The sequence below is a fragment of the Pseudomonas oryzihabitans genome (assembly GCF_014522265.1).
GTDB lineage: Bacteria > Pseudomonadota > Gammaproteobacteria > Pseudomonadales > Pseudomonadaceae > Chryseomonas > Chryseomonas aestiva.
Genome location: NZ_CP017024.1, coordinates 2,065,211 through 2,091,819 on the forward strand (window position 1 = coordinate 2,065,211; position 26,609 = coordinate 2,091,819).

The 26,609-nt window shown below is 65.5% G+C and carries 32 protein-coding genes, 3 pseudogenes and 1 riboswitch; of the genes and pseudogenes, 27 read left to right on the forward strand and 8 right to left on the reverse strand.

Annotated features, from left to right (window positions below):
• Positions 1-28 precede the first annotated feature (28 nt).
• The 17 genes and pseudogenes from rpsH (at position 29) to BGI51_RS09570 (ending at position 12,841) form a co-directional block, all read left to right on the forward strand.
• The gene (gene rpsH, locus BGI51_RS09490) at positions 29-421 is read left to right on the forward strand and encodes a 30S ribosomal protein S8 (RefSeq protein WP_017640285.1); all 393 of its coding nucleotides are present in this window, start codon (positions 29-31) and stop codon (positions 419-421) included.
• Between the two features lie 11 nt (positions 422-432).
• Positions 433-966 carry a 50S ribosomal protein L6 gene (gene rplF, locus BGI51_RS09495; protein WP_017640286.1) on the forward strand — a complete coding sequence of 178 codons (534 nt, stop codon included), beginning with the start codon at positions 433-435 and terminating at the stop codon, positions 964-966.
• A 10-nt stretch (positions 967-976) separates the two neighbouring features.
• On the forward strand, positions 977-1,327 hold the full coding sequence (gene rplR, locus BGI51_RS09500; RefSeq protein ID WP_007161235.1) for a 50S ribosomal protein L18: 351 nt from the start codon (positions 977-979) through the stop codon (positions 1,325-1,327).
• Positions 1,328-1,330: 3 nt separating this feature from the next.
• A complete protein-coding gene (gene rpsE / locus BGI51_RS09505) occupies positions 1,331-1,831 on the forward strand; it encodes a 30S ribosomal protein S5 (RefSeq protein WP_007161234.1) in 501 nt (166 codons plus the stop codon).
• A gap of 2 nt (positions 1,832-1,833) precedes the next feature.
• Positions 1,834-2,016, forward strand: coding sequence for a 50S ribosomal protein L30 (gene rpmD / locus BGI51_RS09510; RefSeq protein WP_007161233.1), 183 nt, complete (start codon positions 1,834-1,836; stop codon positions 2,014-2,016).
• 3 nt (positions 2,017-2,019) lie between these two features.
• Complete coding sequence (gene rplO / locus BGI51_RS09515; protein ID WP_133860559.1) at positions 2,020-2,454, forward strand: 50S ribosomal protein L15; 435 nt, start codon at positions 2,020-2,022, stop codon at positions 2,452-2,454.
• Entirely contained in the window at positions 2,455-3,786 is a 1,332-nt protein-coding gene (secY, locus tag BGI51_RS09520) for a preprotein translocase subunit SecY (RefSeq protein ID WP_133860560.1), read from the forward strand.
• Positions 3,787-3,816: 30 nt separating this feature from the next.
• A complete protein-coding gene (rpmJ, locus tag BGI51_RS09525; RefSeq protein ID WP_002555468.1) occupies positions 3,817-3,933 on the forward strand; it encodes a 50S ribosomal protein L36 in 117 nt (38 codons plus the stop codon).
• A 130-nt stretch (positions 3,934-4,063) separates the two neighbouring features.
• Positions 4,064-4,420, forward strand: coding sequence for a 30S ribosomal protein S13 (gene rpsM / locus BGI51_RS09530; RefSeq protein WP_017640288.1), 357 nt, complete (start codon positions 4,064-4,066; stop codon positions 4,418-4,420).
• Between the two features lie 30 nt (positions 4,421-4,450).
• Complete coding sequence (gene rpsK / locus BGI51_RS09535) at positions 4,451-4,840, forward strand: 30S ribosomal protein S11 (RefSeq protein WP_003281811.1); 390 nt, start codon at positions 4,451-4,453, stop codon at positions 4,838-4,840.
• A 16-nt stretch (positions 4,841-4,856) separates the two neighbouring features.
• Positions 4,857-5,477 carry a 30S ribosomal protein S4 gene (gene rpsD / locus BGI51_RS09540; protein WP_017640289.1) on the forward strand — a complete coding sequence of 207 codons (621 nt, stop codon included), beginning with the start codon at positions 4,857-4,859 and terminating at the stop codon, positions 5,475-5,477.
• 22 nt (positions 5,478-5,499) lie between these two features.
• Positions 5,500-6,500, forward strand: a pseudogene (locus BGI51_RS09545) (DNA-directed RNA polymerase subunit alpha).
• A 44-nt stretch (positions 6,501-6,544) separates the two neighbouring features.
• Positions 6,545-6,934 carry a 50S ribosomal protein L17 gene (rplQ, locus tag BGI51_RS09550; protein WP_007161227.1) on the forward strand — a complete coding sequence of 130 codons (390 nt, stop codon included), beginning with the start codon at positions 6,545-6,547 and terminating at the stop codon, positions 6,932-6,934.
• Positions 6,935-7,125: 191 nt separating this feature from the next.
• Entirely contained in the window at positions 7,126-8,583 is a 1,458-nt protein-coding gene (locus BGI51_RS09555) for a catalase (protein ID WP_187980953.1), read from the forward strand.
• A 145-nt stretch (positions 8,584-8,728) separates the two neighbouring features.
• Positions 8,729-10,932: pseudogene (yccS, locus tag BGI51_RS09560) on the forward strand (YccS family putative transporter).
• A gap of 87 nt (positions 10,933-11,019) precedes the next feature.
• Entirely contained in the window at positions 11,020-11,919 is a 900-nt protein-coding gene (locus BGI51_RS09565; RefSeq protein ID WP_437179441.1) for a sugar nucleotide-binding protein, read from the forward strand.
• Positions 11,912-12,841: an NAD-dependent epimerase/dehydratase family protein gene (locus tag BGI51_RS09570; protein ID WP_187980954.1), complete on the forward strand. Its 930-nt coding sequence runs from the start codon at positions 11,912-11,914 to the stop codon at positions 12,839-12,841. Before BGI51_RS09565 ends, BGI51_RS09570 begins: the two co-directional genes overlap by 8 nt.
• Positions 12,842-12,932: 91 nt before the next feature.
• On the opposite strand, the gene BGI51_RS09575 is transcribed toward BGI51_RS09570, so the two are convergent.
• The 5 genes from BGI51_RS09575 to BGI51_RS09595 all read right to left on the reverse strand — a co-directional run bounded on the left by BGI51_RS09575 (position 12,933) and on the right by BGI51_RS09595 (position 16,748).
• Positions 12,933-13,622, reverse strand: a complete 690-nt coding sequence (locus BGI51_RS09575; protein WP_027601114.1) for an OmpW/AlkL family protein — start codon at positions 13,620-13,622, stop codon at positions 12,933-12,935.
• A 96-nt stretch (positions 13,623-13,718) separates the two neighbouring features.
• On the reverse strand, positions 13,719-14,213 hold the full coding sequence (locus BGI51_RS09580) for a DUF3299 domain-containing protein (RefSeq protein ID WP_187980955.1): 495 nt from the start codon (positions 14,211-14,213) through the stop codon (positions 13,719-13,721).
• Positions 14,214-14,226: 13 nt separating this feature from the next.
• On the reverse strand, positions 14,227-15,480 hold the full coding sequence (locus BGI51_RS09585) for an ABC transporter permease (RefSeq protein ID WP_187980956.1): 1,254 nt from the start codon (positions 15,478-15,480) through the stop codon (positions 14,227-14,229).
• 1 nt (position 15,481) lies between these two features.
• Positions 15,482-16,174: an ABC transporter ATP-binding protein gene (locus BGI51_RS09590; RefSeq protein WP_423815045.1), complete on the reverse strand. Its 693-nt coding sequence runs from the start codon at positions 16,172-16,174 to the stop codon at positions 15,482-15,484.
• Between the two features lie 22 nt (positions 16,175-16,196).
• Complete coding sequence (locus tag BGI51_RS09595) at positions 16,197-16,748, reverse strand: ZrgA family zinc uptake protein (RefSeq protein ID WP_187980957.1); 552 nt, start codon at positions 16,746-16,748, stop codon at positions 16,197-16,199.
• 122 nt (positions 16,749-16,870) lie between these two features.
• Between BGI51_RS09595 and BGI51_RS09600 the strand changes: the two genes are divergently transcribed.
• A complete protein-coding gene (locus tag BGI51_RS09600; protein ID WP_187980958.1) occupies positions 16,871-17,227 on the forward strand; it encodes a hypothetical protein in 357 nt (118 codons plus the stop codon).
• A 126-nt stretch (positions 17,228-17,353) separates the two neighbouring features.
• On the opposite strand, the gene trxA is transcribed toward BGI51_RS09600, so the two are convergent.
• The 3 genes from trxA to BGI51_RS09615 all read right to left on the reverse strand — a co-directional run bounded on the left by trxA (position 17,354) and on the right by BGI51_RS09615 (position 19,400).
• A complete protein-coding gene (gene trxA / locus BGI51_RS09605) occupies positions 17,354-18,223 on the reverse strand; it encodes a thioredoxin (RefSeq protein WP_187980959.1) in 870 nt (289 codons plus the stop codon).
• Between the two features lie 68 nt (positions 18,224-18,291).
• Positions 18,292-18,939, reverse strand: coding sequence for a class I SAM-dependent methyltransferase (locus BGI51_RS09610; RefSeq protein ID WP_187980960.1), 648 nt, complete (start codon positions 18,937-18,939; stop codon positions 18,292-18,294).
• Complete coding sequence (locus BGI51_RS09615; protein WP_133860572.1) at positions 18,936-19,400, reverse strand: YbaY family lipoprotein; 465 nt, start codon at positions 19,398-19,400, stop codon at positions 18,936-18,938. Before BGI51_RS09615 ends, BGI51_RS09610 begins: the two co-directional genes overlap by 4 nt.
• A 179-nt stretch (positions 19,401-19,579) precedes the next feature.
• Between BGI51_RS09615 and nrdR the strand changes: the two genes are divergently transcribed.
• The 9 genes and pseudogenes from nrdR to BGI51_RS09660 all read left to right on the forward strand — a co-directional run bounded on the left by nrdR (position 19,580) and on the right by BGI51_RS09660 (position 26,520).
• Positions 19,580-20,050 (forward strand): transcriptional regulator NrdR, encoded by a 471-nt coding sequence (nrdR, locus tag BGI51_RS09620; RefSeq protein WP_187980961.1) that lies wholly within the window; start codon positions 19,580-19,582, stop codon positions 20,048-20,050.
• Positions 20,047-21,165 carry a bifunctional diaminohydroxyphosphoribosylaminopyrimidine deaminase/5-amino-6-(5-phosphoribosylamino)uracil reductase RibD gene (ribD, locus tag BGI51_RS09625; protein ID WP_187980962.1) on the forward strand — a complete coding sequence of 373 codons (1,119 nt, stop codon included), beginning with the start codon at positions 20,047-20,049 and terminating at the stop codon, positions 21,163-21,165. Before nrdR ends, ribD begins: the two co-directional genes overlap by 4 nt.
• Before the next feature lie 56 nt (positions 21,166-21,221).
• A riboswitch (FMN riboswitch) is annotated at positions 21,222-21,380 on the forward strand.
• Between the two features lie 142 nt (positions 21,381-21,522).
• The gene (locus BGI51_RS09630; RefSeq protein ID WP_187980963.1) at positions 21,523-22,185 is read left to right on the forward strand and encodes a riboflavin synthase; all 663 of its coding nucleotides are present in this window, start codon (positions 21,523-21,525) and stop codon (positions 22,183-22,185) included.
• A 10-nt stretch (positions 22,186-22,195) separates the two neighbouring features.
• Positions 22,196-23,284 carry a bifunctional 3,4-dihydroxy-2-butanone-4-phosphate synthase/GTP cyclohydrolase II gene (gene ribBA / locus BGI51_RS09635; protein ID WP_133860575.1) on the forward strand — a complete coding sequence of 363 codons (1,089 nt, stop codon included), beginning with the start codon at positions 22,196-22,198 and terminating at the stop codon, positions 23,282-23,284.
• A 109-nt stretch (positions 23,285-23,393) separates the two neighbouring features.
• Entirely contained in the window at positions 23,394-23,870 is a 477-nt protein-coding gene (gene ribH, locus BGI51_RS09640) for a 6,7-dimethyl-8-ribityllumazine synthase (protein WP_007161209.1), read from the forward strand.
• Positions 23,867-24,358, forward strand: coding sequence for a transcription antitermination factor NusB (nusB, locus tag BGI51_RS09645; RefSeq protein WP_133860576.1), 492 nt, complete (start codon positions 23,867-23,869; stop codon positions 24,356-24,358). Before ribH ends, nusB begins: the two co-directional genes overlap by 4 nt.
• A gap of 14 nt (positions 24,359-24,372) precedes the next feature.
• Entirely contained in the window at positions 24,373-25,329 is a 957-nt protein-coding gene (thiL, locus tag BGI51_RS09650; protein ID WP_187980964.1) for a thiamine-phosphate kinase, read from the forward strand.
• 22 nt (positions 25,330-25,351) lie between these two features.
• A pseudogene (locus BGI51_RS09655) lies at positions 25,352-25,860 on the forward strand (phosphatidylglycerophosphatase A family protein).
• 27 nt (positions 25,861-25,887) lie between these two features.
• A complete protein-coding gene (locus BGI51_RS09660) occupies positions 25,888-26,520 on the forward strand; it encodes a retropepsin-like aspartic protease family protein (protein WP_187980965.1) in 633 nt (210 codons plus the stop codon).
• Positions 26,521-26,609: the final 89 nt, after the last annotated feature.

A 26,609-nucleotide genomic window follows, 5' to 3' on the forward strand; every position in this document is an offset into this window, starting at 1 on the left:
CAATTTCTGTATTAGGAGCTAATAGCCCATGAGTATGCAGGACCCGTTAGCAGACATGCTAACTCGTATCCGTAATGCCCAGATGGCTGAAAAGGCCGTTGTGAGCATGCCTTCTTCCAAGCTGAAGGCTGCCGTTGCCAAAGTCCTCAAGGACGAAGGTTACATCGCGGATTTTCAGGTCAGCGCGGAATCCAAGCCGTCGCTGTCCATCGAGCTGAAGTACTTCGAAGGCAAGCCTGTCATCGAAGAGCTGAAGCGTAGCAGCCGTCCCGGTCTGCGCCAGTACAAAGCCGTTGACCAGCTGCCGAAAGTGCGTGGCGGTCTGGGCGTGTCGATCGTTTCCACCAACAAAGGTGTGATGACTGATCGCGCAGCCCGTGCTGCTGGTGTTGGCGGCGAAGTGCTCTGCACAGTCTTCTAAGGGGAATCAGCATGTCTCGCGTTGCTAAAAACCCTGTAAGACTGCCTGCAGGCGTCGAAGTTAATCTGGCCGGTCAGGCTCTTTCGATCAAGGGTGCCAAGGGCGCTCTGGAACTGAAGGTCCATCCGTCCGTTGAAGTCACTCAAGAGTCCGGTGAGCTGCGTTTCGCCGCTCGCAATGGCGATCAGCAGACCCGTGCGATGGCCGGCACTACCCGTGCCCTGGTCAACAACATGGTGGTCGGCGTTAGCCAGGGCTTCGAGCGCAAGCTGCAACTGGTCGGTGTGGGCTACAAGGCCCAGGCCAAAGGTCAGGTGCTGAACCTCGCTCTGGGCTTCTCTCACCCCGTGGACTACGACCTGCCGCAAGGCATCACCGCAGAAACCCCCAACCAGACCGAAATCCTGATCAAGGGTATCGACAAGCAGCTGGTCGGCCAGGTTGCGGCTGAGATTCGTGGTTTCCGTCCGCCGGAGCCCTACAAGGGCAAGGGTGTACGGTATGCCGACGAAGTCGTCCACCGTAAAGAAGCCAAGAAAAAGTAGGGCATAGCAAATGACCGTCAAGAAAGAAACCCGACTGCGTCGCGCTCGCAAGGCTCGCCTGAAGATGCGCGAGCTGGAAGTGGTCCGTCTGTGCGTGTACCGCTCTTCCCAGCACATCTATGCCCAGGTCATCGCGGCCGATGGCAGCAAGGTCCTGGCCAGCGCTTCTACGCTGGACAAAGAACTGCGCGAAAGCGCTACCAGCAACGTCGAGGCGGCCAAGAAAGTTGGTCTGCTGGTCGCCGAGCGTGCCAAGGCCGCTGGCGTTACCCAGGTGGCCTTTGATCGTTCTGGCTTCAAGTACCATGGTCGCGTCAAAGCGCTGGCCGACGCTGCTCGTGAAGGCGGGCTGGAGTTCTAAGTCATGGCAAATAACGATCAAAAGCGCGACGAAGGCTATATCGAGAAGCTGGTTCAAGTTAACCGCGTAGCCAAAACCGTGAAAGGCGGCCGTATCTTCGCCTTCACCGCTCTGACCGTGGTTGGCGATGGCAAAGGCCGCGTTGGCTTCGGCCGTGGCAAGGCCCGTGAAGTGCCTGCCGCCATCCAGAAGGCTATGGAAGCTGCTCGCCGCAACATGATCCAGGTGGATCTGAACGGCACCACCCTGCAGTACCCGGTCAAGGCCGCCCATGGCGCCTCCAAGGTGTACATGCAGCCCGCTTCCGACGGTACCGGCATCATCGCCGGTGGTGCCATGCGCGCCGTCCTGGAAGTCGCTGGTGTGCAGAACGTCCTGGCCAAGTGCTACGGCTCCACCAACCCGGTAAACGTTGTGTACGCGACCTTTGAAGGTCTCAAGCACATGCAGGCGCCGGAAGCTGTTGCCGCCAAGCGTGGCAAGAGCGTCGAGGAGATTCTCTGATCATGGCTAACGCAACCGTCAAGGTCACGCTGATCAAGAGCGTCCACGGCCGTCTGGCCAATCACAAGGCTTGCGTCAAGGGTCTCGGCCTGCGTCGCATCGGTCACACCGTCGAAGTTCAGGACACCCCTGAAAATCGCGGCATGATCAACAAGGCCTACTACCTTCTGCGTGTGGAGGGTTAAGTCATGAAACTGAATGATCTGCGTTCCGCTCCCGGCGCTCGCCGCGAGAAGCTGCGTCCCGGTCGTGGTATTGGTAGCGGCCTGGGCAAGACCGGTGGCCGCGGCCACAAGGGTCTGACCTCCCGTTCCGGTGGCAAGGTTGCCCCCGGTTTCGAGGGTGGCCAGCAGCCGCTGCACCGTCGTCTGCCGAAATTCGGCTTCGTCTCGCTGAAAGCCCTGGACCGTGCCGAGGTTCGTACCTCCGAGCTGGCCAAGGTTGATGTCGATGTGGTCGATCTGCAGGCGCTGAAAGACGCCAACGTGATCAGCCGCGACATCAAGCGTGTCAAGGTTGTGCTGTCCGGCGACGTCACTCGTGCCGTCACCCTGAAGGGCATTCGTGCCACCAAGGGCGCACGTGCAGCCATCGAAGCAGCTGGCGGCAAGATCGAGGAATAAATGGCTAAGCAAGGTGCTCTCTCTGCGCTCAGCAAGACCGGTGGTATGTCCGAGCTGTGGACCCGCCTCCGATTCCTGTTCCTGGCGATCATCGTCTACAGGATCGGTGCGCACATCCCTGTTCCGGGTATCAATCCCGATCAGCTGGCCGCACTGTTCAGGCAGAACGAGGGGACCATTCTTAGCCTCTTCAACATGTTCTCTGGCGGTGCGCTGGAGCGGATGAGCATCTTTGCACTGGGGATCATGCCGTACATCTCGGCCTCGATCATCATGCAGCTGCTTACCGCCATCAGCCCACAACTGGAGCAATTGAAGAAAGAGGGTGAGTCTGGTCGTCGCAAGATCAGCCAGTACACCCGTTACGGCACGCTGGTTCTGGCGCTCGTTCAGGCCACCGGGATGTCGGTTGGACTCGCCAGTCAGGGCGTCGCGTTCAGCGTGGGCTTCAGCTTCTATTTCGTCGCTGTCACCACGTTTGTCGCCGGCGCGCTGTTCATGATGTGGCTGGGTGAGCAGATCACCGAGCGCGGTATCGGCAATGGCATCTCGATGCTGATCTTCGCCGGTATCGTCGCGGGCTTGCCCCGCGCCATCGGTCAGTCCTTCGAGTCGGCACGGCAGGGCGATATCAACATCTTCGCGCTGATCATGGTGGGTGTGGTGGCGGTTGCCATCATCGCCTTCGTGGTGTTCATCGAGCGTGGGCAGCGTCGTATTGCCGTGCACTACGCCAAGCGTCAGCAGGGCCGCAAGGTCTTCGCGGCGCAGAACAGCCATCTGCCGCTCAAGGTGAACATGGCTGGGGTCATCCCGGCGATCTTCGCCAGCAGCATCCTGCTGTTCCCGGCATCGCTCGGTTCGTGGTTTGGTCAGTCCGAAGGTCTCGGCTGGTTGCAGGACGTGGCTCAGGCCATCGCTCCCGGTCAGCCGCTGAACATCTTGCTGTTTAGTGCAGGGATCATCTTCTTCTGCTTCTTCTATACAGCGCTGATGTTCAACCCCAAGGACGTGGCCGAGAACCTGAAGAAATCCGGAGCGTTCATTCCGGGTATTCGTCCTGGTGAGCAGTCCGCGCGCTATATCGATGGCGTGCTGACCCGGCTGACCATGTTCGGTGCCCTGTACATGACGGCGGTGTGCTTGTTGCCCCAGTTCCTGGTGGTCGCGGCGAACGTGCCGTTCTATCTCGGTGGGACGTCGTTGCTGATCGTGGTGGTAGTGGTCATGGACTTCATGTCTCAGGTCCAATCCCATCTCGTATCTCATCAATACGAGTCCCTGATGAAGAAAGCCAACCTGAAGGGCTACGGCGGCGGCATGATGCGCTGATCCGTTACCCGTAAGGTTAGAGGAGTTGTCATGAAAGTTCGTGCATCGGTCAAGAAGCTGTGCCGTAACTGCAAGATCATTCGCCGCGAAGGCGTCGTGCGCGTGATCTGCAGCGCTGAACCGCGTCACAAGCAGCGCCAAGGCTGAGTGTGAATCACGCGTCTAACCCGGCAGCTAGTGTGCTGCCGGGTTGATCATTTGTTCCTACAGCGTTAATATCGCGCGCCCTTTTCTTGGCTTCCGGGGCGTCGGTAGCTGTCAATTGGAGTTTTTCTGAATGGCCCGTATTGCAGGCGTCAACATTCCAGATAACAAACACACTGTTATCTCGCTGACCTACATCTATGGTGTCGGTCGCACCACCTCTCAGAAGATCTGCGCGGCCACCGGCATCCAGCCGACCGCCAAGATCAAAGAACTGAGCGACGAGCAGGTCGATCAGCTGCGTAACGAGGTCGCCAAAATCCTCACCGAGGGTGACCTGCGCCGCGAAATCAACATGAACATCAAGCGCCTGATGGATCTGGGTTGCTACCGCGGTCTGCGTCACCGCCGTGGTCTGCCGGTCCGTGGTCAGCGCACCAAGACCAATGCCCGTACCCGTAAGGGCCCGCGCAAGCCGATCCGCAAGTAATCGCATCCGCGAATCGACAGGAATCTAGTCATGGCAAAACCTGCTGCTCGTCCTCGTAAGAAAGTCAAAAAGACAGTGGTTGATGGCATCGCCCACATCCATGCGTCTTTCAACAACACCATCGTGACCATCACCGATCGTCAGGGCAATGCATTGTCCTGGGCGACCTCCGGTGGCTCCGGCTTCCGTGGCTCCCGTAAGAGCACCCCGTTCGCTGCCCAGATTGCAGCCGAACGTGCCGGCCAAGCCGCTCTGGAATATGGTCTGAAGAATCTGGACGTGAACGTCAAAGGTCCCGGCCCCGGCCGCGAGTCCGCTGTTCGCGCCCTGAATGCCTGTGGTTACAAGATCGCCAGCATCACCGACGTGACGCCTATCCCGCATAACGGGTGCCGTCCGCCGAAGAAGCGTCGCGTGTAATAGGAGACAGTGAGAAATGGCTCGTTACATTGGTCCCAAGTGCAAACTGTCCCGCCGCGAAGGCACTGACCTCTTCCTGAAGAGCGGCGCTCGTGCCCTCGACTCGAAGTGCAAGCTGGAAACCGTTCCTGGCCAGCATGGTCAGCGTCGCGGTCGTCTGTCCGACTACGGTCTGCAGCTGCGTGAAAAGCAGAAAGTCCGCCGTATCTATGGCGTCCTCGAGCGTCAGTTCGCCGGTTACTACCAGGAAGCTGCCCGTCGCAAGGGTGCTACCGGTGAAAACCTGCTGCAACTGCTCGAATGCCGTCTGGACAACGTGGTGTATCGCATGGGCTTCGGTGCCACTCGCGCTGAATCGCGCCAGCTGGTCTCCCACAAGTCGATCACCGTCAACGGTCAGACCGTCAACATTCCCTCCTATCAGGTCAAGGTCGGCGACGTCGTCGCGGTCCGTGAAAAGGCCAAAAACCAGCTGCGTATCGCTCAAGCTCTCGAGCTGTGCGGCCAGCGTGGCCGGGTTGAGTGGGTCGAAGTGAGCACCGAGAAAAAGGAAGGCACCTTCAAGAGCGTGCCGGCCCGTGGTGATCTCTCCGCCGACATCAACGAAAACCTGATTGTCGAGCTCTACTCCAAGTAAGGGCTAGAAAGTAGGTGCATCCATGCAGAGTTCGGTAAATGAGTTCCTGACCCCCGCCATATCGATGTGCAGGCGGTTAGTCAGACCCGTGCCAAGATCACCCTCGAGCCTCTCGAGCGTGGTTTCGGCCATACCTTGGGCAACGCGCTGCGGCGTATCCTGTTGTCCTCCATGCCTGGCTGCGCGGTAGTCGAAGCAGAGATCGACGGTGTCCTGCACGAGTACAGCGCCATCGAAGGCGTGCAGGAAGACGTGATCGAGATCCTGCTCAATCTCAAGGGTCTGGCCATCAAGTTGCACGGCCGTGACGAAGTCACCCTGAGCCTGAGCAAGAAAGGTCAGGGGCCGGTTCTGGCCTCTGACATTCAGGTCGATCACGACGTCGAGATCGTCAACGGCGATCACGTCATCGCCCACCTGGCGGACAACGGTTCGCTGAACATGAAGCTGAAAATCGCTCGCGGTCGTGGCTATGAGCCCGCCGACGCGCGTCAGAGCGAAGAAGACGAAACCCGCGCAATCGGTCGTCTCCAGCTCGATGCTACGTTCAGCCCGGTTCGTCGCGTGGCCTATGTGGTGGAAAACGCCCGGGTCGAACAGCGTACCAACCTGGACAAGCTCGTGCTTGACCTGGAAACCAACGGTACCCTGGATCCGGAAGAAGCCATCCGTCGTGCCGCCACTATCCTGCAGCAGCAGCTGGCAGCGTTCGTCGACCTCAAGGGCGACAGCGAGCCGGTCGTGGTCGAGCAGGAAGACGAGATCGATCCGATCCTGCTGCGTCCGGTGGACGATCTGGAACTGACCGTCCGTTCGGCCAACTGCCTCAAGGCGGAGAACATCTACTACATCGGTGACCTGATTCAGCGTACCGAAGTGGAGCTGCTCAAGACCCCGAACCTGGGCAAGAAGTCCCTGACCGAAATCAAGGACGTTCTGGCCTCGCGTGGTCTGTCGCTCGGTATGCGCCTGGACAACTGGCCCCCTGCAAGCCTTAAGAAGGACGACAAGGCTACTGCCTGATCGTCATTGTTCACCGAACGATAGTTTGGGAAGGAATTTCAATCATGCGTCATCGTAAAAGTGGTCGTCATCTGAGCCGCACGAGCGCACATCGCAAGGCCATGTTCCAGAACATGGCTGTGTCGCTGTTCGAGCACGAGCTGATCAAAACTACCCTGCCGAAAGCCAAGGAACTGCGCCGCGTTGCCGAGCCGCTGATCACCCTGGCCAAGGAAGACAGCGTCGCCAACCGTCGTCTGGCTTTCGACCGCACCCGCTCGAAAGCTGCCGTTGGCAAGCTGTTCAACGACCTGGGCAAGCGCTACGCCAACCGTCCGGGTGGCTACCTGCGTATCCTGAAGTGCGGCTTCCGCGCTGGCGACAATGCGCCCATGGCGTACGTCGAGCTGATCGACCGTCCGGTCGGCGGTACCGTGGAACAAGCTGCTGAATAAGTAGCGCTGTTCTGGAAAAAGCCGGGCTCCTGCCCGGCTTTTTCATGCCTGGCGTCTGGCGAAACTGCAGGCAGGACCCTTCTACTTGGATTTTCTATCAGGATGCTAGGATCAATAAATTAGTCCTAAAGTATTGCCTTGGCGATACTTCTCCCACGCGATCAGCAAGCGCTATTCAAGGGAGACAACCTGTGACCGATACCAAGATCCTCACCACCGCCAGCGGTATTCCGGTGGCCGACAACCAGAATTCCCGTACCGCCGGCCCGCGCGGTCCACTGATGCTCGACGACTTCCATCTGATCGAGAAGCTGGCCCACTTCAATCGTGAGGTCATTCCCGAGCGACGCGTGCACGCCAAGGGTTCTGCCGCCTATGGCACCTTTACCGTCACCCAGGACATCACCCATCTCTCCAGCGCCAAGCTGTTCGCCAGCGTCGGCAAGCAGACCGAGACCATCCTGCGCTTTTCCACCGTGGGTGGTGAGCGCGGCTCTGCGGATACCGAGCGCGATCCGCGTGGCTTCGCCCTCAGGTTCTATACCGAAGAAGGCAACTGGGACATCGTCGGCAACAACACCCCGGTGTTCTTCATCCGCGATCCACTCAAGTTTCCCGACTTCATCCACACCCAGAAGCGCGATCCCTGGAGCAATCTGAAGAGTCCGCAGATGATGTGGGACTTCTGGTCGCTGTCGCCGGAATCGCTGCATCAGGTGACCATCCTGTTTTCCGATCGCGGCATTCCGGATGGCTATCGCTTCATGCATGGATTCGGCAGCCATACCTTCAGCCTGATCAATGCCCAGGGCGAACGGCACTTCGTGAAGTTTCACTTCAAGAGCCAGCAGGGGATCAGGAACCTGGCGCCGACCGAGGCCGCACGTCTGGCCGGGAGCGATCCGGACTACAGCCAGCGCGACCTGTTCCAGGCCATCGAGCGCGGCGAATTCCCCCGCTGGAAGCTGTGCATCCAGGTGATGAGCGAGCAGGAAGCGGCCGGTCGCGCCGAAAATCCTTTCGACGTCACCAAGGTCTGGTCGCAGCAGGACTATCCGTTGCAGGAGGTAGGCCTGCTGGAGCTCAATCGCAATCCGCAGAACTACTTCGCCGAGGTGGAGCAGGCGTCCTTCGCGCCAAGCAACGTGGTACCGGGCATCGGCCTATCGCCGGATCGCATGCTGCAAGGACGGGTGTTCGCCTATGCCGATGCCCAGCGCTATCGGGTGGGAACCAACTACCAGCAGTTGCCGGTCAATGCGCCGCGCTGCCCCTATGCCAACAACCAGCGTGACGGGGCCATGAGATTCGATGGCAATGGCGGTTCCCAGCCGAACTACGAGCCCAACAGCTATGGCCATACGCCCAGGCAGGCGCCGCAATATCGTGAGCCGGCGCTGAATTTCGCCGGTCCGGCCGATCGCTACGACCACCGGGTGGACGAGGATTACTACAGTCAGGCCGGTGCGCTGTTCCGCCTGATGAACGCGGGCCAGCAGGCGTTGCTGATCGACAATATCGTCGGTGCCATGGCTTCGGTGACCCGGGATGTCCAGCTACGGCAGATCGGTCATTTTCTCAAGGCCGATCCTGCCTATGGCATGGGTATCGCCAAGGGGCTGGGGATGGATCCCAGCGAAGTGGCCTGACCCAAGGGGTAGAAGGAGCCCGGCGGATGCCGGGCTTTTTTTCGCCGCTAAAAAAGTGCGGGAAAGGCTGCCTCGGACGCCACTTGCGACGTCGCAGTGCTAAGGTTCGCATCAAGCGCGAAAACACGAGGCTCGCTCTCCCGTCATGACTGTGTTTGGAGTGTCTTTGCGCCAGCTCTGGGCGCACGAAAAGGCCAGCTATGGCGTTCGCGTCTTTGTCGCCCTGAGCGGCGCCATGGCCGTCTGCTGGTCGCTGGGCGACCTGCGCGCCTTGTCGCCGGTGTTTCTCGGCATCATCGCCAGCGCCCTCGCGGAAACCGATGACAGCTGGCTGGGCCGCCTCAAGTCCCTCGTGGTCACCCTGCTGTGCTTCGCGGTGGCCGCCTTCGCGGTCGAACTGCTGTTTCCCTATCCCTGGATCTTTGTGGTGGGCCTGGGCCTGGCCACCTTCAGCCTGACCATGCTCGGCGCCATCGGCGAGCGCTACGCGTCCATCGCCCAGGCTACGGTGATCCTGTCGATCTACGCCATGATCGGCGTGGATCAGCGGCTGGGTACCCAGGTGCCGTTGTGGTACGAGCCGGCGCACCTGCTGGCCGGGGCGCTGTGGTACGGCCTGCTCTCGGTGCTCTGGTGCGCGCTGTTCGCCCACCAGCCGGTGCGGCAGAATCTGTCCGCGCTCTATGGCGAACTGGAGACCCTGCTCCGGCTCAAGGCGGAGATGCTCGAACCGGTGCGCGGGGTGGATCTGCATCGGCGGCGGGTGCTGCTGGCCCAGCAGAACGGCAAGGTGGTGCAGGCGCTGAACCAGGCCAAGGCGACCATTCTCAATCGCTTCGGCCGCTCGGGCGGCCGGGCGCACGTTCAGGGCGCTACTTCCGCCTGTATTTCATGGCGCAGGACATCCATGAGCGCGCCAGCTCCTCGCACTATCCCTACAGCGCCCTGACCGAGGCGTTCTTTCACAGCGACATCCTCTTTCGCTGCCAGCGCCTGCTCAAGCTGCAGGCCGCGGCCTGCCGCAACATGGGCGAGGCGATCCGTCTCGGTCAGCCCTTCGAATATGGCCAGCAGAGTCAGCAGGGGCTGACCGATCTGCAGGCCTCGCTGGAGTATCTCAAGCAGCAGCAGAATCCGCGCTGGCGCGGCCTGCTGCGCTCCCTGGACCTGCTCGGGCACAATCTCTCGACCCTGGAGCGGCAATTTTCCGAGGCGGGCAACAGCGACTCGGGGGCGGCGGATCTGGATACCAGTCTGCTGGATCCGGCGGCGCGCTCGTTGCGCGAGGTGTTACAGCGTATCCGCCTGCAGCTGACCCCGACCTCGCTGCTGTTCCGCCATGGCCTGCGCATGGCGCTGGCGCTGATGGCCGGCTATGGGGTGCTGCACCTGATCCACCCGGTCAACGGCTACTGGATCCTGCTGACCACGGTGTTCGTCTGCCGCCCGCAGTACGGGGCGACCCGGGTGCGGCTGGTGCAGCGGATCGTCGGCACGGTAATCGGCCTGTTGCTGGGCAGTGCCTTGCTGGAGCTGTTCGCGCAACCGGAGATCCAGCTGCTGCTGGCGCTGGTCGCCGGTCTGGTGTTCTTCATCACCCGGACCGATCGCTACACCGTCGCCACCGCGGCCATCACCCTGATGGTGCTGTTCTGCTTCAACCAGGTGGGCAACGGTTTCATGCTGATCTGGCCGCGGCTGCTGGACACCCTGCTGGGTTGCCTGATCGCGGTGCTGGCGGTGTTCTTCGTCCTGCCGGACTGGCAGGGGCGCCGCCTGCACCTGGTGATGGCCAACACCCTGCGCACCAACGCCCTCTATCTGCGCCGGTTGCACGAGCAGTACCGCACCGGCAAGCGCGACGACCTCGATTACCGCGTGGCGCGGCGCAACGCCCACAATGCCGATGCGACGCTGTCGGCGGCGCTGGCCAACATGCTGCGCGATCCCGGGCATTTCCGGCGCAACCTGGAAGCGGGCTTTCGCTATCTGGCGTTGTCCAACACCTTGCTGGGTTATCTGTCGGCCTTGGGCGCGCATCGCCGCCAGCTGGAAGCGGCCGAGCACGATGCCCTGGTGGAGCGCGCCGTGACCCGTATCGCCGAGGGCATGGAGACCATAGCCGCCGCGGTGGCGGAGCGGCGCAGTCTGCCGCCTACCGCCGAAGAGGAAAGCAGCCTGGCCGACCAACTGGAAGCCGCGGCGGATGATAACGACGACGGCTATCGACTGGTGTGCACCCAGCTGGCGCTGATCTGCCGGCTGCTACCCAATCTCAAGAGCGCCGCCAACCATACCCTGCGCGAACAAACCCGCGAGGAACCGGCAGCGGTTGCCGCCGGTGCTTGAGCAAGGTTGGCGCGACGCGCTATGTTGACCGATGTCCGTCGAATCTTTCGACGCCTGTTTATGCTGGTTTGAAGGCTGTTCCAACACATGCGTATGCGTCTTCTAGTAGTGGGCGGGGAGAGCGCCCTGGGCAAGGCGCTACTCGCCGCCGGTGCCGAAGCGGGCATCGAATTCGTCGCCCCCGAGACTCCCGCGGAGGGCTGGTACGCTGCCGGACTGACCGAGGTCCTCGACCGGGTACGGCCGGGAGCGGTGATCAATCTCGCCTACTACCGCGACTGGTTGCAGGCCGCAGACTTCGATCCGGCCCTGATGCAGCGCCAGGCGCTGGCCGTGCAGCGCCTGGCAGGCCTCTGCCAGCACTATCAGATTCCGCTGATCCAACCGTCCAGTTATCAGCTGTTCGATGGCTCCCGCGTGGCCGGCTATAGTGAAAAGGATCTTCCGCGGCCCCCCGGGGCGCGTGGCGAAGCGCTCTGGCGGGTCGAGCAACTGGTGCGAGCGCTGTGCCCGATGCATATCCTGCTGCGCCTGGGCTGGGTGCTGGACGACTCCCGCGACGGGCGTCTGGGGCGTCTGCTGCAGCAGCTGGATACCGAGCAGGTGGTGCCGGTGGCGGGCGACCGGCGCGGCAATCCGACCACCGTGGGCGATGCCGCGCGGGTGTTGCTGGCGGTGGTCAAGCAACTCGACTGCGGCGCGCCGCTCTGGGGGACCTATCACTATGGCGCCCAGGAAGCGGTATCGGAATTGGGCCTGGCCGAGACCGTCGCCCAGCTCTGGCAGGAGTTCGACCGGCCGGTGCGCTGCGAATGGCAGGAGGTGACGCACCTCGAGCGCGCGGATGCCGCGGAAGAGCCACAACAGGGGGTGTTGATCAGTCGCAAGCTGCTCAACACCTTTGGAATCAAGGCGCGGCGCTGGCAGCAGGAGCTGCCCGCGCTGTTGCAGGGCTTTCGGCAGGACGAGGTAGGTTTCCATGAGTGATGCGCCCATTCTGATCACTGGCGGTGCCGGTTTCATCGGCTCCCATCTGGCCGACGCGCTGCTGGCGCGGGGCCGGCGGGTGCGGGTGCTGGACGATCTCAGCACCGGCAAGCGCGAGAATCTGCCGCTGGACAACGAACGTATCGAGCTGCGGGTGGGCGACGTGGCTGATACCGCGACGCTGGAAGCCGCGGTGGCCGGCTGCGCAGCGGTGGTGCACCTGGCCGCGGTGGCCTCGGTGCAGGCGTCGGTGGAAGACCCGGTGGGTACCCACCGGGCCAATTTCATCGGCACCCTGAATCTGTGCGAGGCCATGCGCAAGGCTGGCATCAAGCGCGTGGTCTATGCCTCCAGCGCGGCGGTCTATGGCGCCAACGGTCAGGGCCAGGCCATCGACGAAGAGCTGCCCAAGGCGCCCCTGACGCCCTATGCGGCCGACAAACTGGCCGGCGAGTACTACTTCGACTTCTATCGCCGCGAGCACGGGCTGGAGCCGGCGATCTTCCGCTTTTTCAACATCTACGGCCCACGGCAGGATCCGTCTTCGCCCTATTCCGGGGTGATCAGCATCTTTACCGAGCGTGCCCGCCGCCAGACGCCGATCACGGTGTTCGGCGATGGCGAGCAGACCCGCGATTTCGTCTATGTGGCCGATCTGGTGGGCATCCTGGTGCAGGCGCTGGAAGCCACCGAAGTAACGGCCGGGGCGGTGAACGTGGGGCGCGGCGAGACCATCAGCCTGAACGGCCTGCTGGCAGAGATCGGCCAGGTGCTCGGTGGCCTGCCGCAGGTGACCCATCGGGCCGCGCGGGCGGGAGACATCCGCCATTCGAAGGCGGACAACCGTCGTCTGCGCGAGCGTTTCAACTTCAGCCAGCCTACCGCCATGGGCACGGGGTTGGCGGCGCTGCTGCGGGACTAGCAGGCGAGGCCAGGGGCAAGCCCTGGCCTGTTGAGCTGCGCCGCTGGAGCCGTCTCGGCGCCAACCTAAGGCGCGAGTGGCTGGCGGTGGCCTAGAAGCGATAGCCCAGGCCGACCATGTAGACCCAGGGATCCACGTCCAGATCGACCTTGGCGCGGGCGCCGAGGGCGGTGTTGTCGACGTGGGCGGTGGTGGCTATGTCGATGTAGCGGATCTGGGCATTGAGCATCACCCGGTCGGTGAGCATGAGATCGGCACCGACCTGGGCGGACCAGCCCCAGGAGTTGTCGGCGCGGAAATTGTCGAAGCCGGCCGCGCTGGCGCCGCTGCCGACGTGCTCGTCATAGATCCAGGTGTAGTTGAGGCCGGCGCCGACATAGGGCTGGAACGTCGCCTTGGCGTCCAGCGGGTAGTAGACCAGGCTCAGCGTCGGCGGCAGGTGCTTGAGGCTGCCCAGCTTGCCATTGGCGGCGTCGAGCCCGGTGCCCTTGATGTTGACCTGGTGCTCGAAGGGCGTGGCCGCGAGCAATTCGAGGCCCAGGTGGTCGGTCAGCATGTAGGCGACGTTCAGCCCCAGCTGGGTGTCGCTGTCCATGGTCGCCTTGCCGCCCAGATTGGCGCCACTCAGGGCGCCTCTGTCGATCTTGACGTCGGAGCTGCGCTCGTGGGGATCCACGGTGATGGCGCCGGCGCGCAGGATGATGTCGCCGGCCTGGTGGGCCTGGGCGAAGGGGGCGGCCAGCGCGAGGGCGAGCAGGCTGAGACGGAAGAGAGGACGCATGGCGAGGGCTCCGAAGGCATTGAAAAATGGCTCGGAGCAGCCTAGCGAAGCCGGAACGGCGGACTCTTGATCTCGCTCAAGCGCAGGGCAGATCCCTCAGGAGCCGTCGCCCTTGAGGATGTAGGGCTGGATGCGCTGGGCCTGCAGCCAGTAGCCGGCGACGGCCACCTCGCTACGCTGGGTGCCCACGCCCAGGCGGCCTTCCACCCAGTAGGGCAGGTGCAGCTTGGACAGCCAGAGATCGTGGCTGCCCTTGACGTAGACGATCTGGTTGCCGGGCGGCGGCGGTACGTGGATGCAGGCGCCGTAATAGGGGACCAGCAGGAATTCGGTGACTTCGCCCTCTTCGGTGACCATCAGCGGCACCACGTAGCCGGGCAGGCGCACCTCCTGGCCGTCCAGGGCGGCCACCGTTGGCGCGTCCGGCCAGGGCTGGCTGGCGGCCGGGCCGTCTTCGCCGAGGCCGTGGTCGACGCTGCCGGGATTGAAGCGCGGCGCATCGGCCGGCACCAGTTCGCGCCAGGCGAGTTGGCGGGGGTCGGCCTGGGCCCAGGACAGCCAGCAGAGCAACAGCAGGAGCGCCAAGCGCATGGGGAAGCCTCGTCTACAAACGCACGGACAACCCGTCCGTGAGGGCCTGGCGACAGCCGCGCCAGGCCGGAATGCAGCCGAGCACCAGCGCCGCGAGCAGGATACCGCCGAGCAGTTGCCCATCGTAGAGCGAGGGCCAGTCCAGCGGCAATGCCAGGCCGTATTCCGCCAGCAGCCAGGGCCGGCCCAGCGCGATGGCGCCATAGAGCAGCGCCAGCCCGGCGAGACAGCCGGCCAGCGTAAGGGCCAGGGCTTCGGCCAGCAGCAGGCCGAACAGATGACGCGGCTGGGCGCCCACCGAGCGCAGGATGGCCATTTCGCGGCGTCGTTCGTTGAGACTGGCGAGCAGGGCGGTGAGCATGCCCACCAGCCCGGTGAGCACCACGCACAGCGACATCACCAGCAGCGCCTGTTCCGCCGTGCCGAGCAGGCCCCAGAGTTCCTGCAGGGCCACGCCGGGCAGGATGGCCAGCAGCGGCTCGCCACGGTACTCGTTGACCGCGCGTTGCACGGCAAAGGTGGCCACCCGACTCTTGAGGCCGACCAGGGCGGCGGTCAGGTCCTGGGGCGTGAGATCGCGCCGGCGCACCTCGGCGTCGCTCAGCGCAGGACCGGGCATGCCACCGCGCCAGTCCAGGTGCAGGGCGGTCATGCCGCTCAGCGGGATGTGCAGGGTGCGGTCGACGGGGGTACCGGTGGGGGCGAGGATGCCGACCACCGTGAAGGGGTGGTCGCTATGCTCGGTCAGGCTGATGGTGGCGACACCATGGGCCAGCACGACCCTGTCGCCCAGTTGATAGTGCAGCGCCTTGGCCACCTCGGCGCCCAGCACCACCTCGAAGACGTCGTTGAAGGGGCGACCCTGGGCCAGCCGCAGCGGCTGGTTGCGCCCGTAGTGATAGTGGGCGAAGTAGTTGCCGTCGGTACCCAGCACCCGGTAGCCGCGGTGGGAGTCGCCGAGGGACAGCGGGATGGTCCAGGCGACGCGGGGATCGGCGGCGAGCTTCTCGTAGCTCTCCCAGCGGATGTTGTTGGTGGCATTGCCGATGCGGAACACCGAGTAGAGCAGCAGATTGACCGCACCGGAGCGGGCGCCCACCACCAGGTCGGTACCGGCGATGGTGCTGGCGAAGCTGGCCTTGGCCTCGGTGCGCAAGCGTTCGACGCCCAGCAGCAGGGCCACCGAGACGGCGATGGTGAAGACGGTGAGGAGGGCGGTGGCGCGACGATTGCGCAGGCTGGCCCAGGCCAGTGGCAGAAGCGGCATCCTAGGTCTCCGGCCGGGCGGCGTTGAGTTGGGCCAGGGTCAGGTGGCGGTCGAAACGACTGGCCAGACTGCGGTCGTGGCTGACGAACAGCAGGCCGGCGCCGGCGGCGGCGCACTCGGCGAACAGCAGCTGCAGGAAGGCATCGCGGTGATCGGTGTCCAGCGCCGAGGTGGGTTCGTCGGCGATCACCAGCTCCGGCTGGCCGATCAGGGCGCGGGCGGCGGCGACCCGCTGCTGCTGGCCGATGGAGAGTTCGCGGGCTGGACGGCGCGGCAGCGCGGGATCGCTCAGCCCCAGGGCGCAGAGCAGGGTCAGGGCCGCACCCCGCGGATCGCCGTGCCGCGCGGTGGCGCGCTCGCGGCGCAGCGCCGAGAACTGGCAGGGAAGCAGGACGTTGTCCAGCACCGAGAGAAAGGGCAGCAGGTTGAATTGCTGGAAGAGAAAGCCGGTGTGGTCGACGCGAAAGCGGTCGCGCCGGGCGGTGGCGAGCGTCCCCAGGTCCTGACCGAGCAGGCGAACCTGGCCGCGACCGGGGCGCTGCACGCCACCCAGCAGGCCGAGCAGGGTGGTCTTGCCACTGCCCGAAGGGCCTTCGAGAAACAGTGCTTCGCCGGGTGCCAGCTGGAAGTGCCGGATGTCCAGGCATTCCGCCTGGCCCGGCCAGGCGAAGCCGAGGTCCTGGATCTCGACCAGGGGGGCGGCGGTCACGACCGCCTTACCATTTCAGCTGCGGTTGCTTGGCGGTCAGTTCGGCGCCTTGCTGACCGCTGGCGACGATGGCCTGGACCTCGACACTGTGACTGTTGGGGAAGCGGGCGAACCAGCCGGAGAGATCCAGGCTGGCGAGCGCGCCCGGCTTGCTGCAGCTGAAGCTCATGCTGGCGTCCACGTCGAGATGGCCGCTCGCGCTGGCGTCCTTGGCGAACAGCGGGCTGATGGCGCTGGCTTCGGTCAGGCGGCAATCGGCTGCCGCGGGCAGCTTCACCAGCGCCTGGGGATTCTCCAGGCTTTGGCGCAGAGCCGCGACGGCGTCCTCTTCCTGCTGGTTGCGCGGGGCATGTTCGAAGCCCAGCAGATCGGCCGCCGGACTGCGCCATTGCAATTCCAGGCCGGTTTCCGTCTGGGCCAGGTCGAGGTGGGATTCGCCGTGCACATGGGCGCCCAGGGCACCGTGCTCGTGTTCGTCATGGTCACTAGCGGTGCCTTGGGCAAAGGCCGGTTGAGCGAGTGCGGCGGCGAGGCAGAGAGTCAGCAGGGGCAGGCGCATGGATGGCTTCCAGTGGGCGGAAAGGCGCTATGTTATGTTGTTGCATTTGCCTGTCGCAACCTCGGTTTGGCGTCGGCCGATGGCTGTGGGAGCATGGGCCTCTGCACGACGAGGAGAACACCATGGTACGCATTCGCGGAACCATCGGCAGCCAGCCCGTGGATCTCACGGTGGAACTGGAGGAGGCCGACTGGCAGCGCCTGGCCGCGGCCCTGCGGCCGACGGCGGCGTCCCTCCCTGCTGCGGCGGTGGCCGCCGCCCCCAGCGGGCCCAAGTCGGGCGGCGACATGCTCTGGGATCAGGTGGTGAAGTTGCTCAGCCAGGCTGGCCGACTCAGCGGGCCGGACATCCTGGTGGCCCTGGAAAAGCTGACCGGCAATCTGGGTGTGGCCAAGCAGCTGCTGGTACGGCTGAGGCACAGTCCCCAGGTGCGCATGGAGCGGGTGGGGGAGGCGCAGTTCTATATCTGGCAGGGATGAGACTGGGGGTAGGCGAGTGGAAAACGCTGCGCGGTTTTCCACGCTACGAAGGGTCCGCAGCGCCAGGCTGGCGCCGGCTGTGGACAAGGCTGCGCCTGGGGCGACGCAGCCGTTATCAATAGGTGCCTAGTACAGTGCCTGGTACAGGCGGCGGCGATAGGTGGCGACCAGCGGGTGATCGTTGCCCAGCAGATCGAAGACCTGCACCAGGGTCTTGCGCGGCAGGTCGTCACCGTAGCCGCGATTGCGGCGGAACAGGTCCAGCAGACCATCCAGGGCGGGTTCGTATTGCTGGCGGGCCAGTTGTTGCACGGCCAGCTGGTAGGCGGCTTCATCGTCGCCGGCATCGCGCGCCAGGCGACTCTTGAGCTCGGCCACCTCGGGCAGGCTGGCGGCCTGGCGCAGGAAGGTCAGCTGGGCCCGGGCGCCGGCCAGCGCCTGCTTGTGCTCATCGCCCTTGACCGCGTCCAGCACGGCCTGGGCGTCGTCCAGTTCGTTGCGCTCGGCCAGGCAGCGGGCATAGAGGATCAGCGCCAGGGCGTCACTGTTGTCTTCTTCGAGCAGCGCCTTGAGCAGCGCCTCGGCCTCGGCGAAGCGGCCCTCGGCGAACATCGCCTGGGCGGCGTCCAGCGGATCTTCCTCGGCCGGCGGCAAGGCCTGGACATGGGGTTCGAGCAGGGCGCGGATGGCCGATTCGGGCTGGGCGCCGGCGAAGCCGTCCACCGGCTGGCCATCCTTGAACAGCACCACCGTGGGCAGGCTGCGGATGCCGAATCTCATCACCAGTTCCTGCTCGATGTCGCAGTTGACCTTGGCCAGGTGCAGGGCGCCGCCATAGGACTCGGTGATCTTGGCCAGCAGCGGCATCAGCACTTTGCAGGGCGCGCACCACTTGGCCCAGAAGTCCACCAGCACCGGGGTGCTGAAGGAGGCGTCGATGACCTGTTGCTGGAAGGTGTCGAGGGTGGCGTCGAAAATGTAGGGGACCTGGCTCATGGCGGACTCGGCAGACGAAAGATGCACTATAGGTGGGGGCGCCGGGCTTGGAAACAAGGCGGGCCAGCTCAACCTTGATAGAGCGCCACGCGGCGGAATTCGTCCGGCTCGGCCAGATCCGGCAGGGTGCAGGCCTGGAGTTCGGTGATGCGGGTGAAGCCGGGGTGGGCCAGGTCGCGCACCCGCGAGTCGGCCAGCAGGATCCGTTCTGCACGCGTCTGCAGGAGCGCCAGTAGCGGCAGGTTGGCACGGTCGTAGAGCACATCGGCGGCCAGGATGAGATCGAAGCGCTCGGTGCTGGCGTGCAGATCGTCCAGCGTCTCGATCTGCACGGCGTTGGCCCGGGCATTGGCACGGCAGGCTTTCAAGGCCAGCGGATCCAGGTCGCAGCAGACCACCCGCGCCGCGCCGGCCCGCGCGGCGGCGAGTCCGGCGATGCCCGAGCCGCTGCCGAAATCCAGCACCTGGCGCCCGGCGACGTGCTCGGGATGGGCGACGATCCAGCGCGCCAGGGCCAGACCGCTGGCCCAGCAGAAGGCCCAGTAGGGCGGTGCCTCCAGCAGGCGCTGGGTTTCCGCCGGGGAAAAGGCCCGCGCCATATTGGCCGGATCGATCAGCCACAGCGACAGGTCGCTGCCGGGCAATGCCTGCAAGGAGAGGCAGGCGTCGCCCAGCAGGGCGGTCAGGGCGGCAGCGAGATCGGCAGGGGGCGTCACGGGGTCTGGTTCAGCACCAGTTCGCCGAGATTCTGCGTGGTCGGTCCGCCGACATTCACCGGCGGCAGATAGCTGGCCAGTTGCCCGGCCTGGATCAGGCGCGCGTGGAATTCCACCTTGAGATCCGGGCGGGTGGGAAAGATCTCTGGATTGAAGGGCAGGCGGAAGGCCAGGGGCGCGCCCTTGCCGGTCACCGTCTCGCTGGCCAGCAGACGCTGGGGCAGGCCCTTGGCGTTGACCGCCAGCAGCGCGATCTCGACCTGGGCACCCGCCGGGACCAGACCCTGGGCATTGCGCAGCACCCCGGAGATCTCGCGCAGATTGGCCGGAGTGGGGGCACCGACCACCGGAACCGGTTCGTCGGCCGGGGTGGTGGGCTGCGGCGGCGTGGTTTCGGGTGGGCTGGAGCAGGCCGCGAGCAGACCGGTGAAGAGCAGGGGCAGGAGGGCGCGTGGGGTCATGGCGGGATCCGGAGGTCGCGGCCGGCGAGGGCTGCACGGGAGGCTGGAGAGGTCGTCGAACACAGGGCGCTCTTATAGCCCGGCGGCCCCTGGCTGTCGATTCGTCAGGCACCCGGAGGTTCCCGGCAGGGAGTGATCGGGTACCATGAGGGCTTTCCCTTCCGGCGATCGACTCTCTCATGCATTGTCCCTTCTGCGGCGCCCACGACACCAAGGTCACGGATTCCCGGCTGGTCGCGGCCGGTGAGCAGGTGCGCCGGCGACGTGAGTGCCTGGCCTGCCAGGAGCGCTTCACCACCTTCGAGACCGCCGAACTGGTGCTGCCACGGCTGATCAAGCAGGACGGCACCCGCCAGCCCTTCGACGAGGAAAAGTTGCGCGCCGGCATGCAGCGTGCCCTGGAGAAGCGGCCGGTCAGCGTCGAGCGTCTGGAAGAAGCCATCGCCCTGATCAAGCACCGCCTGCGCGCCACTGGCGAGCGCGAGATCCGTTCGCGGGTGGTGGGTGAACTGGTGATGGACGAACTGCGCAAGCTGGACCAGGTGGCCTACATCCGCTTCGCCTCGGTCTATCGGCAATTCCAGGACCTGGCCGAATTCCGCGACGAGATCGAGCGCCTGGCCCAGGATCCGGGCAAGCAGCCGGTATGAGCGCCATGGGGCGCGACGAAGTCTGGATGGCCCGCGCCCTGGCGCTGGCCGCCTGCGGCCGCTACAGCACGGCGCCCAATCCGCGGGTGGGCTGCGTCATCGTCCGCGACGGCCAGGTGGTAGGCGAAGGCTGGCACCGCCAGGCCGGCGGTCCCCATGCCGAGGTGCACGCGCTGCGCCAGGCGGGGGAGGCGGCGCGTGGCGCCACTGCCTATGTGACCCTGGAACCCTGCAGCCATCATGGCCGCACCCCGCCTTGCGCCGATGCCCTGGTAGCCGCCGGCGTGGCCGAGGTGGTGGCGGCCATGACCGATCCCAATCCGCTGGTGGCCGGGCGCGGTCTGGCGCGCCTCTCCGCCGCCGGCATCGCCACCCGCGCCGGAGTGCTGGAAGCCGAGGCACGAGCGCTCAACGCCGGCTTCATCCAGCGCATGCTCACCGGGCGGCCCTTCGTGCGGGTCAAGCTGGCCCTGAGTCTGGATGGCCGCACCGCCATGGCCAATGGCGAAAGCCAGTGGATCACCGGTCCGGCGGCGCGCCAGAGCGTCCAGCGGCTGCGCGCCGAGGCGGGGGTGGTGATCACTGGCGCCGATACCGTGCTGGCCGATGGCGCCCGACTGACCGTGCGTCAGGCGGAACTGGGCCTGAGCGGAGACGAACTGCAACTGGCCACCCTGCGTACGCCGCAGCGGCTGCTGGTGGACGGCCGTGGCCGGGTGCCGCTGGATGCCCCCTTCTTTCAGGCCGGCGCGGCACGGGTCGCCGGTATGGCCGCGGCGGCGCCCGGCTATGCAGCGGCCGGTCACGACTACCTGGCGCTGCCCGGTAGCCAGGGCCAGGTCGATCTGGCGGCCCTGCTGACCCGCCTGGGCAGCGAGCAGGTCAATGACGTCCTGGTGGAAGCCGGGCCGCGTCTGGCCGGTGCCTTCGCCCAGGCCGGGCTGGTCGACGAATATCACCTGTTCCTGGCGCCCAGGTTCCTCGGTTCCAGCGCCCGGCCGCTGCTGGACTGGCCGCTGGTGCACCTGGCCGAGGCCCCGCAGCTGGAGATCCTCAGCGTCACCCCGGTAGGCGCCGACCTGCACCTGATCGCCCGACCGGCCAGGGACACCTGACGCCCCTGGCCCCGCGGCGGCGAACTGTGTTACAAAACCTGCGCTGCCCTCGGGTGGCGAGTTCTCAGGGCGGGGTGCAATTCCCCACCGGCGGTAACGCCCGATAAGTCGGGACGAGCCCGCGAGCGCTCTCTCGTCCTCTGCGGCGGGAGAGGTCAGCAGACCCGGTTGGATTCCGGGGCCGACGGTCATAGTCCGGATGAGAGAGAACGGGATAGCCTCGCCTGGCAGGGGTGCGAGCCCCTCGTCCGTCTGATTTCCCTTCTGTCCGTACGCCCTGTTTTTTCACCGAAACAGGAGTTCGTCGATGTCTAGCTGCACCGCCTTTCTGGCTCTACCTCGCGGAGGCCTGAGCTGATGTTTACCGGAATCATCGAAGCCCTCGGCGAGATCCGCGCGCTCACGCCCAAGGGCGGAGACGTGCGCCTTTATGTCGCCACCGGCAAGCTCGACCTTGCCGACGTCAAGCTCGGCGACAGCATCGCCGTCAACGGAGTCTGCCTTACCGCCGTGGACTTGCCTGGCGACGGCTTCTGGGCCGACGTCAGTCGCGAGACCCTGAGCCTCACCAGCCTGGGCGGCCTCAAGCCCGGCAGCAAGGTCAACCTGGAAAAGGCGCTGATGCCCACCAGTCGCCTCGGCGGCCACCTGGTCAGCGGCCACGTGGACGGCCTCGGCGAAGTGGTCTCCCGCACCGATAATGCCCGCGCCGTGCAGTTTCGCCTGCGTGCCCCGGCCGAGCTGGCCCGCTACATCGCCCTCAAGGGCTCGATCACCGTGGACGGCGTCAGCCTCACGGTGAACGCGGTGGACGGCGCCGAATTCGAGCTGACCATCGTCCCCCACACCCTCGGCGAGACCATCATGGCCGACTACCGCCCCGGTCGGCGGGTGAACCTGGAGGTGGACCTGCTGGCCCGCTACCTGGAGCGCCTGCTACTGGGCGACAAGGCCGCCGAGTCCAGCAAGGGCGGCGTCACCGAAACCTTTCTCGCCGAACACGGCTATCTGCAGCGCTAAGGACGACACCGTGGCACTTTCCAGCATCGAAGACATCATCCAGGACATCCGCGCGGGCAAGATGGTCATCCTCATGGACGACGAGGACCGCGAGAACGAAGGCGACATCATCATCGCCTCCGAATGCGTCACCGCCGAACACATCAACTTCATGGCCCGCCACGCGCGGGGCCTGATCTGCATGCCCATGAGCAAGGGCCTCTGCGAGCGCCTCAACCTGCCGATGATGGCCAGCCGCAACGCCTCCGGCTTCGGCACCAAGTTCACCGTCTCCATCGAGGCCGCCGAGGGCATCAGCACCGGCATCTCCGCCGCCGACCGCGCCCGTACCGTGCAGGCCGCCATCGCCAAGGACGCCAAGGCCGGCGACGTGGTCAGCCCCGGCCACATGTTCCCGCTGATGGCCCAGCCCGGCGGCGTGCTGGCCCGTGCCGGCCATACCGAAGCCGCCTGCGACCTGGCGCGCATGGCCGGTTTCGCCGAGAGCGGGGTGATCTGCGAGGTGATGAACGACGACGGCACCATGGCCCGTCGCGACGAACTCGAAGCCTTCGCCGAGCAGCATGGCCTCAAGGTCGGCACCATCGCCGATCTGATCCACTACCGCCTGCTCCACGAGCACACCGTCAAGCGCATCGACGAGCAGCAGCTGGAGACCGAGCTCGGTCCGTTCAAGCTGGTGACCTACCGCGACGAGGTGGAGGGCGACGTCCACCTGGCGCTGATCCGTGGCGACCTGGCCGGCCAGGAGCTGCCGCTGGTGCGGGTGCACAACATGGATCCGCTGCGCGACCTGCTGCAGGTGCAGCAACCGGGTCGCTGGAGTCTGCGTGGCGCCATGGAGCGCGTGGCCCGCGAGGGCACCGGCGTGGTGCTGCTGCTCGGTCACTCGATCGAGGGCGACGACCTGCTGGCGCATCTGCGCGAGCCGCTGCCGGTGCCCAAGGCGCTGTCCACCTACAGCACCGTCGGTGCCGGTTCGCAGATCCTCCGCGACCTGGGCATTCGTCAGATGCGCCTGCTCAGCTCGCCGATGAAGTTCAACGCCATATCCGGCTTCGACCTGGAAGTAGTAGACTATCTGCCTCCTGAAGAATGACCCTTCCGCCTGGCGCGCCCCGCCCGGGTGGTGCGGCGCGCTTCACCTGGATTTCCACGGACGGCCTGGCACTGCCGGCCGTCCGGCTCTTTGACAACTGGACCCGCACATGAACATCAAGACCTTTGAAGGCACCTTCATCGCTCCCCAGGGCCGCTTCGCCCTGGTGGTCGGTCGTTTCAACAGCTTCGTCGTCGAAAGCCTGCTGCAGGGCGCCATCGACGCCCTGGTGCGTCACGGCATCAAGCCGGACGACCTGACCATCATCCGCGTCCCTGGCGCCTTCGAGATCCCGCTGGCGGTGCAGAAGATCGCCCAGCGCGACGAATTCGACGCCATCATCGCCCTCGGCGCGGTGATCCGTGGCGGCACCCCCCACTTCGAATACGTGGCCGGCGAGTGCACCAAGGGCCTGGCCCAGGTCTCCATGGAATTCGGCGTACCGGTGTCCTTTGGCGTCCTCACCGTCGACTCCATCGAGCAGGCCATCGAGCGCTCCGGCACCAAGGCCGGCAACAAGGGCGCCGAAGCGGCCCTGTCCGCTCTGGAAATGGTCAGCCTGCTGGCGCAGCTGGAGGCCAAGTGAGCGGCGATCTGACTCCGCCCGCGGCCGGCAAGCCCGCGGGCAAGAAGGCCCCCACCGGCAAACTGGCTGCTCGCCGCGAAGCGCGCAGCCTGTCGGTCCAGGCCCTGTACCAGTGGCACATGGCGGGCCAGGCGATCAACGAGATCGAGGCGCAGTTTCGCGTCGACAACGATTTCGCCAAGGTCGACGGCGCCTACTTCCATGAAGTCCTGCATGGCGTCCCGGCCAACAAGAGCGAGATCGACGGTCTGATCCTGCCCTGCCTGGACCGCGCCATGAACGAGGTGGATCCGGTCGAGCTGGCCGTGCTGCGGCTGTCCTGCTACGAGCTGCTCAAGCGCATCGACGTGCCCTACCGGGTGGTGATCAACGAAGGCATCGAGATGGCCAAGATCTTCGGCGCCACCGATGGCCACAAGTTCGTCAACGGCGTGCTGGACAAGCTGGCGCCCAAGCTGCGCAGTGCCGAGTTGCGCGGCAAGCGCTGATTGCCCACGTCGGCATGGGTGAATTCGAACTCATCCGTCGCTATTTCGCCGCGGCGCCCTGCGCTCGCGGCGGTCCCGGCGTGGCGCTGGGCATCGGCGATGACTGCGCGCTGCTGGCACCCGCTCCCGGTGAGCAACTGGCGGTCTCCACCGACACCCTGACCGCCGGGGTGCATTTCCCCGATCCCTGCCCGGATGCCCATGGCCTCGGCCAGCGTGCCCTGGCAGTGAGCGCCAGCGACCTGGCCGCCATGGGCGCCGCGCCCCTGGGTTTCACCCTGGCGTTGACCCTGCCGTCCGTCGAGCCCGCCTGGCTGGAAGGCCTGGCGGCAGGCCTCGCGCAGATGGCCGAACAGTGCGAGCTGCGCCTGGTCGGTGGTGACACCACTCGCGGTCCGCTGTCCCTCACCCTCACGGTCTTCGGCCAGGTGCCGGCCGGCCAGGCGCTGCTGCGCAGCGGTGCCCGCCCGGGCGATCTGCTGTGCCTGGGCGGTGCGCCGGGTGAGGCGGGCGGGGCCTTGCCCTTCGTCCTCGGTCAGCGTGCAGCGGAGGGCGCCGCCAGTCGGCACCTGCTGGCGCGCTACTGGGCACCCCAGCCGCAATTCGAGCTCGGCCTCTGGCTGCGCGGGCGGGCGACGGCGGCCCAGGACGTTTCCGACGGCCTGGTCGCCGATTGCGGCCACATCGCCGCCGCCTCCGGCGTCCGCCTGGTCGTGGAGACGGCGCGGCTGCCGGTGAGTCCTGCGCTGACCGAACTCTTCCCCGCCGACGAGGTGCTGCGCCTGGCCCTGGGCGCCGGCGACGACTACCTGCTGGTCTTCACCCTGCCGCCCGAGCAGGCGCCGGCCCTGGCCGCCGCCTGGCCCCAGGCACAGGTGATCGGGCGGGTCGAGACGGGTAGCGGCGTCCAGGTGCTCGCCGCCGACGGTCAGCCGCTGACGCCGATACACACCGGTTTCCAACATTTCTAGCGCCCTGGCGCGGAGTCCATCCTTGAGCGAACAGCAAGCCCCCGCCCAGCCGGTCCCCTGTCGGTCTGGCGCGATCCCTGGCACTTCCTGGCCTTTGGCCTGGGTTCCGGCACCCTGCCCAAGGCGCCCGGCACCTGGGGGTCACTGATCGCCTTGCCCTTCGTGCCGCTCTGGCAGTTGCTCAGCGGCTGGAGCTATCCGCTGCTGCTGGTGCTGCTCTCCGTGTTCGGCTGCTGGCTGTGCGGCAAGGTCGCCCGGGAGCTGGGCGTGCACGACCACGAGGGCATCGTCTGGGACGAGATGGTCGGCATCTGGATCACCTTCTGGCTGGCGCCTCCGGGCTTGATCTGGCTGCTGGTGGGTTTCGTCGCCTTCCGCGTGCTGGACATCTGCAAGCCCTGGCCAATCCGCTGGCTGGATGTCAATGTCCGCGGCGGCGTCGGCATCATGGTCGACGATGTACTGGCCGGCATCCTCGCCTGGCTGGTGGTTCAGGGATTACACATCGGTTGGGGTCATCTCGTCGGCTGACGAGACGCAGGCCCAAGGAGCAGGGCAGTGAAGAGACTGGGCGCGTGCGGCCTCATCTGGGCCGTCGGTACGCTCGCCTGGGCGCAACCCCAGGTCAGGGTCGTGGGGTTGTTCAATGGCGCCGCGGTGGTCAACGTCAATGGCCAGCGCAAATTGCTGCGAGTCGGCCAGCGCCTGGACGACGTCGAGGTGGTCAGCGCCGATCCCCAGCAGGCGGTGCTGCGTATCGACGGCCGGACCCAGACCTTTGCCCTCGACCGCGAATACAGCGACGGCTACAGCGCTCCGCAGCGCCGAGAATTCAGCGTGCCGCGCAGCAACAACGGTCATTACCAGGTCACCGCCAACGTCAATGGCCGTCCGGTGTCGCTGCTGGTGGACACCGGCGCCACCAGTGTCGCCCTGAGTGGCGCCCAGGCCGATCAGCTGGGCATCAGCTATCGCGACGGCACCCCGGGCTGGGTGGAAACCGCCAGCGGTCATGCCCGCGCCTGGCGCACCACGCTCAAGCAGGTGCGCCTGGGTGATATCGAGGTGGTCGGGGTGGACGCCATGGTCCTGGAGGGCAACTATCCCAGCCAGGGCCTGCTGGGCATGAGTTTCCTCAATCGCGTGGGCTGGCGGGAGGCCCAGGGCATCTTCTACGTGCAGGCACGCTGATAGATCAGCGGGTATCGACGTCATAACCCCTGGCGATGACGCCGGGCCCGGGGAAAAGGTTACAATGTACGTCTTTCCCCGCCAGGAGC